Origin of the sequence: Bordetella sp. H567, assembly GCF_001704295.1 — a bacterium.
Lineage (GTDB): Bacteria > Pseudomonadota > Gammaproteobacteria > Burkholderiales > Burkholderiaceae_B > Bordetella_C.
Map to the genome: position 1 here is coordinate 737223 of NZ_CP012334.1, position 14987 is coordinate 752209.

Genomic DNA, 14987 nt, shown 5'->3' on the forward strand with positions numbered 1-14987 from the left:
GTCACGGGCTACCCTCCACTCAAACGTTCGATGGCTGTGAGTAGACAGACCTGCTGGCGCCACGCGGCAGGCTCGCGCCGGTCTGCCCACGGAAAAGCCGGGTGAATGTCCGCCGGCTCATTCCCACTTCGGCAGCCATCACGTCGAGCCCGATGGCAATCGAAGGCTCATCCCGTCCTTGTTCTACACGGCTCGTTCGGTGACGCCCACTCGTTCGAATCGAGCGAACCTTGGTTGTCCCCGATGAGTTTAGCTACGTGTTCATGGACGTGGGGTACGGCTTTCGTAACCACGAACTGGTTCGAGCCATTCGAACCGCCGCTCGGACTTCAGCAGCTTCTTGAGCTTAGCCTCGTAGTCGACACGATAGTCCTTCTTCAGATGATGCTCTTGAAAGTATTGCGCACTGCATGCCCAAGTTTCGTAGAGGACCAGCGTGTCGGGATCTTCCGCCGACCGGTGCAGGTAGGTGTTGATGAAGTCCGGTTCGTGTGACATTGCGTCGAGTACCTTGATGAGGCTTGTATAAAGTTCATCGCGTACCTCCGGTTTGCCGGGCAGGTGGACGATAAACGAGATGCTCTCGCTCATGATGGGCTCCTAATGGATGACGCTTATGCGTTGACCCGCGTCACGTTCGGCGACGCTTGCTGATTAATGTACTGCTTGGCTCCTGATTCGCATCGAGAAAATTCGTAAGCGCTTATTTGACAGCGTCTTGCAGGCTAGGACGGCTTGTTGTTACTCGCCTGGGCTTGCCCTGTCTGTCTGAACCGCCCCGGGGCGGTTCAAGGTGCCTGGCTTCATACCTTTGGCAGCTACCGCGCCCGTTTCGCGCAGAGTGGCCGCCCAATCGCGGCGAGTGGTAATGGTCAGTTTACGTTCCATGGTTATTTTCTCCGGCCGTCTTCCGCGATGAAGTAATCGATCAACTCGCCCACACGGGACGAATGGTGCGAGTTAGAGCATTGGAGAGGCTTGACGGGGAAGAGGCCGGTGCCGGCCTCTCAATGTAGCGGCTTAATGTTGCGCATCCGCAGAATTCCGTTCCAACGGTCAGTCTCTTCGACGATGAGTTCCTTGAACGCGGCCGGCGTGTTGGGTTGCAGCGGCGTAGCAAAGGCCTGTTGCGCCATGGCGTCGTGCAGTGCCGGGTCCATCAGCGCTGCATTGATGGATCGGTTGAGTTTTGCGATCACATGGGGCGGTGTGCCAGCCGGCGCGACCAAGCCGCTCCAGTCCCCAAGCTCGAGCCCCGACAGTTCCGACACGCCGGCTTCATCCAGCGTCGGCACATGAGCCATGGCCGGTATCCGTCGAGGCGACATCGCGACGATCGGCCTGAGTTTTCCCGCCCGGATGTGGGGCAGCGTCCCGGCAACAGGCGCGATATAGATGTCTATCCGACCGCCCATTACGTCCGTTAGCGCCTGCGCGCCACCGCTGTATGGCACATGCCGGATGTCGAGATCCATTTCCTGTTGCAGCAGTTCACACAACAGATGCGCGGTTGTCCCTGTCCCGGGGGACGCGCAACTCAGCGCCCCTGGATACGTACGGGCGATCCTTACCACATCCTGTACGGTAGCGATCGGGCTGTGCGTGGCGCTCACCATGACGAACGGTAGTCTGGCGACCAGCCCAACCGGGACCAGATCGCGTGCGAAGTCATACTTCATGGTTCCATACATCGATTTGTGTATGGTGTTCGGCCGTCCTCCAAGGAAGACCGTATAGCCGTCCGGCGTCGCGCGGGCGACATATTCCGCGCCGATGTTGCCGCCGGCGCCAGGTTTGTACTGGACGATCACTTTTTTTCCGAGGGCTTCGCCCATGGAATGCGCGAGGAGCCGGGCCAGGGCATCGGCACTGCCGCCGGGTGGGAAACCAATCACCAGCGCAACCGGACGCTGCGGGTATACCGCTTCCTGGTCGGCCGCCATAGCTCCCCATGGCGCAGCCGCGGTCATCAAGGCAATGGCTGCGAGGTCCTGCTTGAGATGCTGCATCTTGTCTCCGCTCTACTCTTATTTGCAACATGCCGGCATGAACCCGCGAAGGTTGCCGGCATGATTTCGGGAAGATGATCCACCCTGAATCGGGCGACCGTGGGTAACGGCGTGCAGTCACGCGTTCCTGGCGCGGAAAGCGGGGGGCGATACCTTGCCGTTTCGTGCGGGCATCGGCATGTGAGCGCGCACACGGTGGCGCAGGCTTACCAGCAGGACTGCGCAATCAAAAAATAACGGCGCGTAGATGACTACGCGCCGTACAGCCCCAGATGCCGGGAGCATATCCTCGCAAGAGGGATGTATCACCGAGAGCTGTGTTGACGGACGCGGAGTGCAGCGTCCCGTCTACTAGGCCAGGTTCGTATAGACCCTGACTTCCACGTTATGTTTGTTGCGGAAATCGTCCCTGGGGCGGCCGCACCGCTTTGCGCCGGTTTCAATATCCTTTGTGACCCCCGCGCCTTGCAAATAGGTGTCCAGGAAATGTTCCGCCGCGGCCGCGCTTCTCTTGGCGCCTTCATTGACGTACTTATAGCAACCGTCCATCTCGATCTTCGTATATTTGCCTGGATCCTTTTTGATCTCGCTGCCCAGTTCGGTCAGGGTGTTCCGGACGGCATCTCTCAGCTTTCCCGTTTCAGCGACGTTCTTCAGTTCTATCGTTTGCGTCGCGGTGTCGCGCTTTGCGCGTTCCTGATGCGACTCGGATGACTTTGGGGGTTGGTAAGCCGCGAAGGCTTCCTGCGCCGAGGTATGTGGGGTGGGGGAAGTCTGCGAACTCGGGGCGGAGTATGCGTCGAAACGAGCCGGATTGACGTTGGTTACTTGCATAGTCATAACCTCCTACGATGGGCCACTGAATGCGGAAGGGACATCCCTGCGCGCAAGGCGCAGGTTCTTCCAACCATGCGGTGTCCGCAGCATGCGTAGAGAAGTTCCGGACTCAATTACCGTTCGTCCCTTGGCCCGTCCGAGTTCGTTCGGCGCGGCAGCATCGCCGAAGCACGTCACCAGCGTAGCGTCCGGTGATGGCTCTTCAATGTAGCGGCTTGATATTGCGCATCCGCAGGATTCCGTTCCAGCGGTCGGTCTCTTCGGCGATGAGTTCCTTGAATGCAGCCGGCGTGTTGGGTTGCAGCGGCGTAGCGAAAGCTTGCTGCGCCATGGCGTCGTGCAGTGCGGGCTCCATCAGCGCTGCGTTGATGGATCGGTTGAGTTTTGCGATCACATGCGGCGGCGTGCCGGCGGGCACCAGTAGACCGCTCCAGGCTCCAAGCTCAAGTCCTGACAGTTCCGACACGCCGGCTTCTTCCAGCGTGGGCACATCGGGTATTGCGGGTGTCCGTAGAGAAGACATGGTGACGAGCGGCCTGAGCCTGCCTGCGCGGATGTGGGGCAGCCCCTCGGCAACGGTTGCGATATATAGGTCTATCCGACCGCCCATCACGTCTGTCAACGCTTGCGCGCCACCGCTGTAAGGAACATGCTGCATGTCGATGCCCACTTCCTGTTGGAGCAATTCGCAAAGCAGATGGGACGTTGTTCCCATGCCGGAAGAGGCACAACTGAGCCCCCCGGGATACGTTCGGGCCAGCCTCACGACATCGTGTACGGAGGCGATGGGGGCATGGGTGCTGGTCACCATGACGAAGGGTATCGTTGCGACCAAACCCACCGGGACCAGATCGCGCGCAAAGTCATACTTCATGGTCCCGTACATCGTTTTGTGTATGGTGTTCGGTCTTCCACCAAGAAAGACTGTATAGCCATCCGGTGTGGCGCGCGCGACATATTCCGCACCGATATTGCCGCCGGCGCCAGGCTTGTACTGGATGATCATTTTTTGGCCAAGCGCCTCGCCAACGTGGGCCGCGAGGAGCCGGGCCAGCGTATCCGCACTACCGCCGGCCGGGTAGCCAATTACCAGGGTAACCGGGCGCTGCGGGTATACGGCTTCCTGGTCGGATGCCATCGCCCACCACGGGGCGATGGCGCTTGCCAGCACGACGGCGGCGAGGTTTCTCTTGAGAAGGTGCATCTGGTCTCCGTTCTACTTTTATTCCGAGCATGCCGGCATGAGGCCCAAGAACCGTTCCCGGCATGATTTCGGAAAGATGATCCACGCTGGGATCAGCGCGCGCGTGAGTGACGGCGGGCACTCGCACGTTCCGGGCGGCATGTCGCACCCGGTGTGGCTTCCATGTTCCGGCATGTGCGGCATGTGAGCCCGCCGGCAACGGTAGGCTGACAACCCCAGGGGCCGTGGTTCCGTCCGTTCATTATCGGGTGCTAACATTCCGCGCGCATCGGAAAAGCACGCATCCGCAACCCATCCAACGTCCTCGTGGGCGTAAGAAAAAATATGCCAGACAAGCGATCAACGGACGCCTCGATCCCGTTGCGGCGCCAAGGACAGTTCTCCCAACGGCGGGCCCACGGGCCCCGCGGCGGAAGGCGTCCATGACGGTCAGGAAGGTGGCGATCGTCATTCATGAAGGCGTTCAGGCCCTGGATGTGGCAGGACCGGCCGATGCCCTGCACGGCGCCAATGCCTACCTGCCCGCGGCCGAGCGATACGAAACCGTACTTGTCGCGGGACATCGCTGCCCCTTGCGGGCCTCCAACGGAATGCAGCTGGTTGCGGACCTGAGCTTCGATGACGCGGTCGGTGATTTCGACATGCTGCTCGTTGCCGGCGGTCCGGCCATGCCGGATGCGCCGCCGGATCCTGCACTGACGGCTTGGCTGCGCAAGGCGCCGCAGATTGCCCGTCTGTATGGGTCGGTGTGTACCGGCGCTTTCGCGCTGGGTTATGCCGGCCTGCTCGACCAGCGCCGTGCCGCGACGCATTGGCAGCATGCCGGGAAGCTGTCCAGGCGATTCCCGGAAGCCAGGGTCGAGCCGGACGCGATCCATATCCGCGACGAGCGGCTGATGACGTCCGCCGGCGTCACGGCTGGCATAGACCTGGCCCTGGCGGTGATAGGAGAGAACCACGGGCATGGCCTCGCATTGGCTGTTGCCAAGCGATTGGTGATGGTTGCCCAGCGCCAGGGCGGCCAGTCGCAGTTCAGCCCTTACCTGACGGCGCCTTCGGACCCGGACTCACCCGTGGCGCGCGTCCAGGCCTTGGTGATGGGCAATATCGGCCAGCGGCATACCCTGCAATCGCTGGCGGCCGCCGCCTGTATGAGTACCCGCAACCTGACGCGGTATTTCATGCAGGAAGCCGGCATCACGCCTTATGCGTTCGTGCAGCAGGCGCGTGTGGACGCGGCCCGCAAGATGCTGGAGGCCGGCGATCAGCCCCTCAAATCCGTGGCCTTCAGCTGCGGCTTCGGGACCGTCGACAGGATGCGCATCGTTTTCAACGAACGTTTGGGCGTGACGCCGGCCCAGTATCGCGCCAGTTTCCACCGGCGCATTGGTCACAGGCCGAGCGCCTTCGCGACGCCGCCGCCGTAGGCAGGGTCTGCCTTCGCGCAGTTTTCAATGTGGCGCCGCTTCACTTCCTCGCGTGCATCGCCCATCGCACGTGCCGTGTTTTCGAATAGCAGCTGTTGCTGCGCGGGCGTCATCAGGCGGAAGAGATTTCCCGGCTGCTCGTAGTGATCCTCGTCCACCCGGTGGTCCCAGTGCGCGGCCGCGCCGTCGAGCTCCAGTGGCGGCTCCTGCAGCGACGGATCGTCGCCTATCCACGCCCCCTTGCTGTTGGGCCAGTAGGTAGGCGTACCGCCCAGGTTGCCGTCGGTGCGCATGGCGCCGTCGCGGTGATAGCTGTGGAACGGGCATTGTGGCGCGTTGACCGGGATGTGGTTGAAGTTCACGCCCAGGCGATAGCGCTGTGCGTCGCCGTAGGAGAACAGCCGCGCCTGGAGCATTTTGTCGGGGGAGAACCCGATACCGGGCACGACGTTCGCGGGCGAAAAAGCGGCCTGTTCGACTTCGGCGAAGTAATTTTCAGGATAGCGGTTCAGTTCCATCACGCCGACTTCGATCAGCGGATAGTCGGCCTTGGGCCACACCTTGGTCAGGTCGAACGGATTGTGCTTGTGGCGCTGGGCCTGGCCCTGTGTCATGACCTGGATGTATAGCTTCCAGCGGGGGAAATCACCGCGCTCGATGGCCTGCAGCAGGTCGCGGCCATGGCTTTCGCGGTCGCCTGCCACCACGCTGGTGGCGCCCTGGTCCGTCAGGTTCTCGATGCCTTGCTGGCAACGGAAGTGGAACTTGACCCACACGCGCTCGTTGTCGGCATTGATCATCGAGAACGTGTGGCTGCCGAACCCATGCATGTGCCGGAAGGTCTTCGGAATGCCGCGATCCGACATTACGATGGTCACCTGGTGCAGCGCCTCGGGCAGCAGCGACCAGAAGTCCCAGTTGTTGTCGGCCGAGCGCAGCCCCGTGCGCGGGTCGCGCTTGATCGCGTGGTTCAGGTCCGGAAAGCGGAACGGATCGCGGAAGAAGAACACCGGGGTGTTGTTGCCCACGATGTCCCAGTTGCCTTCCTCGGTGTAGAACTTCACGGCGAAGCCGCGGATGTCGCGTTCGGCGTCCGCCGCGCCGCGTTCGCCGGCCACGGTGGAAAAGCGGGTAAACATAGGGGTCTGCTTGCCCACTTCGGAGAAAAGCTTGGCCTTGGTGTAGCGCGTGATGTCGTGCGTGACCGTGAACGTGCCGTACGCGCCCCAGCCCTTGGCGTGCATGCGGCGCTCGGGGATCACTTCACGATCGAAATGGGCCAGCTTCTCGATCAGCCAGATGTCCTGCAGCAGTACCGGCCCGCGCGGCCCGGCGGTCATCGTATTCAGGTTATCGGCCACCGGCGCACCGGTCGCGTGCGTGAGGGATTGCGTTCCAGTGATGTCGGGGGATCGCTTGTCGGTCATTCGGATAGCTCCAATAGGCGGTCGGGTTGCCGTGGCGGAAGTGGATATGCGGCGTCTGGCCCATCGCTGCCGGGCCCGGCGCCGCGGCCATTTCAGCATGGGCATTCCGGGCGATCAACGATCATGTGACGCCGGATCTGGACAACCCGACGCCGTTTTGCGCCAGAGCTGGGTCGCGGCATGGTGGGACGGCCGCCATGGCGGCCGTGTTTTTCGGTCGCCCGGGGGACATTGGGGTTAATCTGGCGTGTGCGCCGATATCGTTATCCGTCCGGCGCGGGGATAGCGCCTGGGCACGGCGATGCCACGCATCGGCGCGGGAGCGTCACGGAGGGCTTCCATGCAGCCGAACTCCATGAATGAAGCCGACAGCGACCTCCCCGGAGGCGGGCCTCCCTTCGACAGCGTTCGCTTCGCGGCCAACCTGCTCAGCGCGACCCTGATCGTCGCCGGCCTTTACTACGGCCGCGAAGTCCTCATACCCCTGGCGTTCGCCTTCCTGATCAGCTTCGCCCTCAGCCCCCTGGTGACCTGGCTGGGGCGCTTGCGCCTGCCGCGCGGCGCGAGCGTCATTGGCGTCATGGCGGTGGTCATCGTCGTGCTGGGCGGGCTGGGGCTGTTGCTGGGCACGCAGCTGCGCGCCCTGGGCGAGCAGCTGCCTACTTATCAGTCGACCATGGAGGCCAAGGTGGTCGACCTTCGGACACGCCTGAAGGCGCCCGGCGTATTGGACCGCGCGCTGGAAACGATTACGTCGCTCCGCAAGGAAGTGGAAAGCACGACGCTTCCGTCGGCCGACGAGGCGCAGCGCGTGGCGGTGGTTCCCGGCCCGGAGTCTCCGCTGAAAACCGCCGGCGCCTGGATCGCTCCGGCGCTGCAGCCGCTGGCGACGATGGGCATCATCCTGGTCTTCGTCTTCATCGCCCTGTATGACCAGGGCGATCTGCGCGATCGTGCGCTGACGATCCTCGGTGGCGACCTCCATCGTTCCACCGATGCGCTGCAGGAGGCCGCCACGCGCATCGCCAAGTATCTGCGGATGCAGCTGCTGGTCAATGTGGGTTATGGCGTGCCCATGGCGCTGGGCCTGTGGCTGATCGGCGTGCCGGGGGCGCTGCTGTGGGGCACGCTGGCGGCCGTGATGCGCTTTGTGCCGTATGTGGGCCCCATGATTTCGGCGATATTTCCCATCGGCCTGGCCTTTGCCGTCGACCCCGGGTGGCACATGCTGCTGTGGACCATTGCCTTGGTGGTCGTCCTGGAGCTCATCAGCAACAATGTGGTGGAGCCTTTGCTCTATGGCACCAGCACCGGCTTGTCGGCGATGTCGCTGATCGCCGCGGCGACCTTCTGGACCGTGCTGTGGGGGCCAGTGGGGCTCATCCTGTCCACGCCCTTGACCGTATGCATCCTGGTGATCGGGCGCCACCTGCCGCAGCTGCAATTCTTCGAGACCCTGCTGGGCGCGGCGCCCGCCCTGGACGCGCCGACACGGCTCTATCAACGCTTGATCGCGGATGATGCCGACGAAGCGATCGAGCTCGCGAATGCCGAAGTCAGGCGGTCATCGGTTCAAGCGTTCTACCATGACATCGGCATCGAGGTGCTGCGTATCGCCAGCCGGGAGCACCTGCGCAGTGCCACCGCCGCCCATCGCTGGCGCGTGGCAAACGGCATGGAAAGACTGCTCGATGACCTGCGCGAGGAGTACCCGCCGCAAGGCGAAGGCGACAATGCCATGGCCGTCGTTTGCCTGGGGGGAAAGTGGGAGCTGGACAACCTTGCGTCCGAAATGCTCGCGCACGCGCTCCAGATGGAATCCATCCGCGCGGACTCCCGGCGTGTCTTCGCCATCACGTCGAAGGCCATCGAAACGCTGGCCCTGGATGAGGCGGATCTTGTCTGTGTGAGCTACTTCGCCGCGAACCCACAGGCGCCGGCGCGTCACTTCTGCCGGCGCTTGCGGCGCCGCTGGCCACGGCTGCGGATCATGCTTGTGTTGTGGAACGCGCCCGCCGACTTGCTGGAGAACGACTCTCACAAGACGCTAGGCGCGGACGAAGTCGTCACCACGGTGAACGAGGCAGTCCTGCGCATCCAGGCCATGGCGGCGCCGCCCGCCGCGAAGCAGGAGCGGAAAACCGACGCCGTGCCGATCGACCCTGCACGGGAGGCCGCGCTCGATGTCTCGGGCATCGTTGCGGGCCAGGTGCGCGAAGTGTTGGACGGGCTCGCGCAGCGCGCCGCGGATGTGTTTGACGTCGGCTACGCCGTGATCGTGTTGACCAGCGGGGATCGCGAGCTTGTCGTCGGCCAGAATCGGCCATTACAGGGCACCTTGCCCCGCGACGAGGGAAATATGATCGCGATGCCGCGGGACGAAGCGATCGGCAAGCCCGTCGTCGGCCAGGACGAAGCGCTGGTTGTCCCGGACACGGAGCGCGATCCGCGCTTCGCCGGCCATCCCGTGGTGCGGCTATGGGGCATGCGCTTCTTCGCGGGTGTGCCGCTGCGCACCCGGGATGAACGTGTGTTCGGGGCCCTGTGCCTGTTCGACAAGGAGCCGCGCACGCTGGACGAGCGGGCCATCGAATTGCTGGACAGCATGGCCCTGGAGCTGGCGGCGGTGATTATATCGACCCTGGCCGTACCGGAGGCGCCGTCGCCGCAAGCGGAGGCGACCTCGGCGACGGTGGCGCAGCCGCTGCCCGAATAGCGCCGGCGATGCGTCCGGCATCGGACACCGCCATGATTCAAGCTCCGAACTTTCGCATTATTGGGACGGCCTTGCGCCCGTATGGTGGTTCCTTTTACGCGGAAACCGACGCATGCCATTCCATCCTCCGTTCAAGCAGGAGTTCGAACCCGGCGATCTTGTCTACGGCCTGGCGCTTCCGCGCGGTAGATATCCATACGAATATCCTCACTTTCACCAAGCCCACGATTGCGATCCCGTTTCCGGGGTGCGGCAGATCAGCCGCATCGACCAATATGCGGCGATACGCAGCGAACAATGGGAGCAGAAGTGCTTCAACAGGCATGTCCCGCCGAACCAGGCGGAGTTCCTGGCCAGCATAAAGCGGCATCCCAAGTACAAGAGCGTGCTCGCGGCGCAGCAGGCGACCGTCAAGGCCGTTTCGCGCAAATGCAAGGCGGGCCTGGCGTGGGCGACGAACTCGGAGATGTCGGTCCATTTCATCCTGGACCGGATCGACATGGAGCAGGTCGTCGCGAAGTCCCATCCCCGGGACAAGGATGGGGCCTCGTATACCGGCTGCGAATTAAGGTGGATATACCGGAACAGGCACCATGGCCAGGTGCAACAGTGCGTCCAGTTCTGGATGAACGGCAGTGCCACCCTGCCTCCTTGGGAGGGCAGGGACGCATCGATATGGTCGCGGTACAAGCCGTCCCACGAGTCTTCCAGTTCGCCGTCGATGTTGTCGACGCTTTTCGGCTGCTGGCGTGCGGGCGTTCGTTGAATACCAGGCGGCGTGCGGATGCGGCGATAGGTAGGCGGCCGGGCGCCGTCGCGGGGCCTATCGCGCGTGCAGGGCGTTGACGGCGGTCGCTTGCCGGGCGCGGGCCAGCCAGCCCCGGCATGTGGCCGGTTGCGGCAATTGGAAGGAGGCATTAACTTCTGCAAGCGCATTCTCCGCGGGCGCCTGTCCTTGCGCGCTTGTCGCGGCCCACATCGTCGGATTGCTGACTGGAGCTTGAAACGTGAAACTTGCCCTTGTGCTATTTGCCGCCTCCAGCTTCGCGCTGGCGTCCTGCGCCCAGGCGCCGCATGGCCGGCCCGATGCCGCCATTGCCGCGGCCGTCGCGTCGCCCGACCGTCCCGCCGCGGACGTGCAGCGCGATGCCGCGCGCAAGCCCGCCGAATTGATGGCTTTCGCGGGCATCAAGCCGGGCGATCGCGTCGCCGACCTGATCCCGGGCGGCGGGTACTTCACCCGTCTCTTCAGCAAGACTGTCGGTGCCACCGGGCATGTCTACGCCGTGGTACCGGAAGAGATCATGAAGATCGCGCCCAAGTCGCTGGCGACGGCGCAGGCCATTCCCACGGGTGCCTACGCCAATGTCAGCGTCATCAGCCAACCGCTGTCCGCGCTTTCCCTCCCCGAGCCGCTGGATGTCGCCTGGACTTCGGACAACTATCATGACGTGTACGGGTTTGCAGGCGCGGCGGCGGCCGCGCAACTCGATGCCGCGGTGTACCGGGCACTGAAACCCGGTGGCGTGTTCATCGTCGTGGACCATGTGGCCAATGCGGGCACGAGCGACGCCAGCTCACATACCCTGCACCGTATCGACCCGGAAACCATCAAGCAGCAGGCCCAGGCCGCGGGCTTCAGGCTGGAAGCGGAAAGCAGCGTCCTGCGCAACGCGCAGGATCCCCATGACGTGCCGGTGTTCGCGCCGACGATCCGCGGCCATACCGATCAGTTCGTACTCAAGTTTCGCAAGCCGGGCTGAGCCTGGGCGAACCGCCGCGGAGCAGGCAACGCAGGCGTCGCGGCATCGCGCCATGTAGATCCCATGCAGATCGTCCCGGGCGCCGGTGGTATGGCGCTTGCGGCGGTGCGTCGTCGATTGCACGCATGGGAGTAGATGATGAATCGCTTTGAGGGAAAAGTCGTGGTGGTGACGGGCGCCGGCTCCGGCATCGGCGCGGCCACCGCGCAACGCTTTGCGCGGGAAGGCGCCAACGTCGTCCTGGCTGGCCGCACCGAGTCCAAGCTGCGCCAGGCCGCGCAAGGGCTCGATGGAGGCAGGGTGTTGATCCATACCGCGGACGTGTCACGGCTGGACGAGGTGGAAGCGCTCGTGCAGGCCGCGGTGCAGCGCTTCGGCCGGCTCGATGTCATGGTCAACAACGCCGGTACGGCGGTCGAAGGCACCGTGACCGAGGCGTCCCCGAACGACTGGCGCACGGTCATCGCCACGGACCTGGACGGCGTGTTCCACGGCTGCCGGGCGGCGATGCCGGAATTGATCAAGACACGCGGCTGCATCGTCAATGTCTCGTCCGTGTCCGGATTGGGCGGGGATTGGCGCATGAGCTTCTACAACGCCGCCAAGGGCGCCGTCACCAACTTCACGCGGGCGCTGGCCATGGACCATGGCAGGGACGGCGTCCGCGTGAATGCCGTCTGCCCGAGCCTGACGCGCACGGAGATGACCAAGGACATGTACGCCGACAAGGCGCTGATGGACAAGTTCGCCGAACGCATTCCGCTGGGGCGGGGTGCCGAACCCGAGGAGATCGCGGCGGTGATCGCCTTCCTGGCCAGCGATGACGCCGTCTTCGTGACCGGCGTCAATCTTCCCGTGGACGGCGGGCTGAGCGCCTCCAACGGCCAGCCTCCGCAAGCCTGACGCCGCGCACGCAGCCGGGCGCAGGCCCGGCGGTGCCCGGAAGAGTCAGCAACGCCGCATGCATGCATCGGCTCGCCCGGACATGCCGCCTTGTGCGTGGCTCGCGTCAACGCCGCACTGCACGCACCGCATAGCCGACGGCCAGCATGGCCAGCGCGCCTACCGTGAAAGTGGCCACGGGCATGCCGCGCGCCATGTCGCGCGCGATCTGCGTCGTGCGTGGGCCGGTCAGTTGCAGCCGGCGCCGCGTCATTTCCGCTCCCAGCTCCTGCAGGCGCGTTTCGGAGAACAGCCGTTCCGCTTGCGGCAGCAGCACCGTTTCTTCATCCGCCACGTGGTGGATGACGTCGCGCATCAGCGCCAACAGCGTTTCGTCGTAGCGCGTATCGCTGGGGGTCATGGCGCGCAGTTCATCGATCAGGCGGCGCATTTCCATGTGTTCGGGAACGCTCTTGCGCAGCACCTCGTCATCCGTGACGGCGCGCAGGGCGGGGTAGAAGATTTCTTCTTCGAGCGTGGCATGGATTTCCAGCGCGGTACAGATGACGCCGACCAGCCCGGCCTTGCGCGAGAGCGGGATGTCGCGGCGGTAGCGGTGGAAAGTGGTCAGGACATGGGTGTGATCCAGGCGGATCATGCTCGTGGCGCGCGGGATCAGGCGCTGGTACAGCGGCTGGCCGCTGCCGTCGGCGGAGTAGGCGGCGTCGGAGGGGAAGTCGGTAGCGTTCATGGGAGGCTCGCGGGATGGGGCGGCCGGAAGTCGGCCGCAGCCGGCGCGACGCGCAAGCCTCATTCCCATTGATTGCCTCGCAAAAAAAAGCCGCGTCGCCTTATCGCGACGCGGCTCTCCCTTGCGGCGGGGCCGTCAGGACCGACTGCTCATCGATAGTCCATCTCGGATGCCGGGGCGGCGGCCTTTTCTTCCTTGGGTAGGTCGGCCTCTTGATTTCTCGCATCGGGCCTACGACGCGCACCGACGGCACGCCGGTGACGGCGTCGCGGTCCTGCTGGGCCTTGTGGCATCCAGGACGGATTACGTCCCTGCGAAGTAACCTCGCTAGTTTGCGCCGTGGCCGGCAGCGCGCATCCGATCCACCATGCGGGGCGCGGCCCCCAAGTAGTTGGCGGGGTCGCACAGCCGTTCGATCGCGGGCTGGTCCAGGTGCGCCGTGACGCGCGGTTCCCGCGCCAGCACGTCGGCCAACGGACGTTGCTCCGCCAGCGCCAGCCGGCAGGCGTCGTATACAACGTCGTGTGCCGTCTGGCGGCCCAGGCAGGGCGCCAGGCCCATCATCACCGCCTCGGAGACGATCAGGCCCCCGGTCAAGTCCAGGTTGCGGCGCATGCGCTGGGTGTCGACTTCCAGGCCGCCCAGCATGAACTTGGCCTGGCGCAGCGCGCCGGCGGTCAGCACGAAGGACTCGGGAATGGCCGACCACTCGATATGCCAGGGCCCGGTGGCGCGTTCGAAGTCCTGCACCATGGCGTCCAGCGCCAGGCCGGCGTGCTGGCGCACCACTTTCGAGGCGCTCAGCATCAGCTCGCAGGAGATGGGGTTGCGCTTCTGCGGCATGGTGCTGGATGCGCCCCGGTTCTTGACGAAAGGCTCGAAGGCCTCGGCCACTTCGTTGGTCATCATGAGCATGACGTCCAGCGCGATCTTGCCCAGCGACCCGGTAAGCAGCCCCAGGAACTGGACGGTCTCCGCCAGGCCGTCGCGGGCCACGTGCCAGGTCACCGGCGCGGCATGCAGGCCCAGGTCGCGCATCAGCGCCTCCTGGACAGCGATGCCTTGCTCGCCTAGCGATGCCAGCGTTCCCGCCGCGCCGCCGAATTGCCCGACCAGCACGCGGGGGCGCAATTGCGCCAGGCGCTCGCGGTGGCGCCGCACCATCAGCAGCCACACGGCGGCCTTGTAGCCGAAGGTGATGGGCAGCGCGTGCTGCAGATGGGTGCGGCCGGCCATGGGCGCGTCGCGATAGCGCTGCGCCAGCGCATCCAGGATGCCGTCCAGCTCGGCCAGGTCGGCCTCGACCAGATCCAGCGCCTCGCGTATCTGCAACACCGTCGCGGTGTCCATGATGTCCTGCGTGGTCGCGCCCCAGTGCAGGTATTCGCCTTCGTCCCCGCACATTCGCGCCAGCTGGTGCACCAGCGGCAGGATGGGGTAGCCCACGATTTCGGTTTCGTGCTTGAGTAGCGCCATGTCCAGGCGCGACGCGTCGGCGCGCGCCGCGATGGCATCGGCGGCCGCCTGCGGGATGATGCCCAGCCCGGCCTGCACGCGCGCCAGCGCGACCTCCGTTTCGACGTAGCGCCGCAGCGTGGCCGCGTCGTCGAACACCGCGCGCATCGCGGCGGTGCCGAACATGTCTTTGAACACGGCGGATTCGATTACGGATATGGGCATGTTGGCTCTGTCGCTAGATTGGAAAAAGGGGCTGGCGCATGCCGGCGGTCGCTCCCGGCCATGGAAGCCGGCGCGCATGGCCGGGATGAGGATCTCGGCGGCGGATGGGACACGGGGCAGGACCACAAGGAGAAAGCGGCGGCGGGCGGCCGCACGCCGAGTGGGCGGGGCCGCCCGTGCGCCGCTCTATTATGTATAGACATAATATTAAGTACAGGACATATATGATGTCAACCGCGGCGCGGCGCAGGTAAGCCGCGCCCCGGGACATCAGGCGGCACACGCCACCGC

12 protein-coding genes are annotated in these 14987 nt (G+C 64.5%); 5 read left to right on the forward strand and 7 right to left on the reverse strand.

Annotation, left to right across the window (positions count from 1 at the left end):
- Positions 1–261: 261 nt before the first annotated feature.
- The 4 genes from AKI39_RS03305 to AKI39_RS03320 all read right to left on the reverse strand — a co-directional run bounded on the left by AKI39_RS03305 (position 262) and on the right by AKI39_RS03320 (position 4050).
- Entirely contained in the window at positions 262–591 is a 330-nt protein-coding gene (locus AKI39_RS03305; RefSeq protein WP_066632377.1) for a putative quinol monooxygenase, read from the reverse strand.
- 416 nt (positions 592–1007) lie between these two features.
- A complete protein-coding gene (locus tag AKI39_RS03310; protein ID WP_066632379.1) occupies positions 1008–2009 on the reverse strand; it encodes a Bug family tripartite tricarboxylate transporter substrate binding protein in 1002 nt (333 codons plus the stop codon).
- Between the two features lie 351 nt (positions 2010–2360).
- The gene (locus AKI39_RS03315; protein ID WP_066632381.1) at positions 2361–2843 is read right to left on the reverse strand and encodes a hypothetical protein; all 483 of its coding nucleotides are present in this window, start codon (positions 2841–2843) and stop codon (positions 2361–2363) included.
- 205 nt (positions 2844–3048) lie between these two features.
- On the reverse strand, positions 3049–4050 hold the full coding sequence (locus AKI39_RS03320) for a Bug family tripartite tricarboxylate transporter substrate binding protein (protein WP_066632385.1): 1002 nt from the start codon (positions 4048–4050) through the stop codon (positions 3049–3051).
- 422 nt (positions 4051–4472) lie between these two features.
- Here AKI39_RS03320 and AKI39_RS03325 point away from each other — a divergent pair, with 422 nt between their 5' ends.
- Entirely contained in the window at positions 4473–5477 is a 1005-nt protein-coding gene (locus AKI39_RS03325) for a GlxA family transcriptional regulator (protein WP_066632390.1), read from the forward strand.
- On the opposite strand, the gene AKI39_RS03330 is transcribed toward AKI39_RS03325, so the two are convergent.
- A complete protein-coding gene (locus AKI39_RS03330; RefSeq protein WP_145925182.1) occupies positions 5441–6904 on the reverse strand; it encodes a catalase in 1464 nt (487 codons plus the stop codon). The genes AKI39_RS03325 and AKI39_RS03330 overlap by 37 nt on opposite strands.
- Positions 6905–7244: 340 nt before the next feature.
- On the opposite strand from AKI39_RS03330, the gene AKI39_RS03335 reads away from it, so the two are divergent.
- From AKI39_RS03335 to AKI39_RS03350, 4 genes are all read left to right on the forward strand, one after another.
- Positions 7245–9620 carry an AI-2E family transporter gene (locus AKI39_RS03335; RefSeq protein ID WP_201258545.1) on the forward strand — a complete coding sequence of 792 codons (2376 nt, stop codon included), beginning with the start codon at positions 7245–7247 and terminating at the stop codon, positions 9618–9620.
- 112 nt (positions 9621–9732) lie between these two features.
- Positions 9733–10386 (forward strand): hypothetical protein, encoded by a 654-nt coding sequence (locus AKI39_RS03340; RefSeq protein WP_066632392.1) that lies wholly within the window; start codon positions 9733–9735, stop codon positions 10384–10386.
- Between the two features lie 241 nt (positions 10387–10627).
- A complete protein-coding gene (locus tag AKI39_RS03345; RefSeq protein ID WP_066632394.1) occupies positions 10628–11383 on the forward strand; it encodes a class I SAM-dependent methyltransferase in 756 nt (251 codons plus the stop codon).
- A gap of 138 nt (positions 11384–11521) precedes the next feature.
- Positions 11522–12286 (forward strand): SDR family NAD(P)-dependent oxidoreductase, encoded by a 765-nt coding sequence (locus tag AKI39_RS03350; RefSeq protein ID WP_066632395.1) that lies wholly within the window; start codon positions 11522–11524, stop codon positions 12284–12286.
- Positions 12287–12392: 106 nt separating this feature from the next.
- On the opposite strand, the gene AKI39_RS03355 is transcribed toward AKI39_RS03350, so the two are convergent.
- On the reverse strand, positions 12393–12923 hold the full coding sequence (locus AKI39_RS03355) for a hemerythrin domain-containing protein (protein WP_066642054.1): 531 nt from the start codon (positions 12921–12923) through the stop codon (positions 12393–12395).
- A 420-nt stretch (positions 12924–13343) separates the two neighbouring features.
- Positions 13344–14696, reverse strand: a complete 1353-nt coding sequence (locus AKI39_RS03360) for a class-II fumarase/aspartase family protein (protein ID WP_066632396.1) — start codon at positions 14694–14696, stop codon at positions 13344–13346.
- Between the last annotated feature and the right edge of the window lie 291 nt (positions 14697–14987).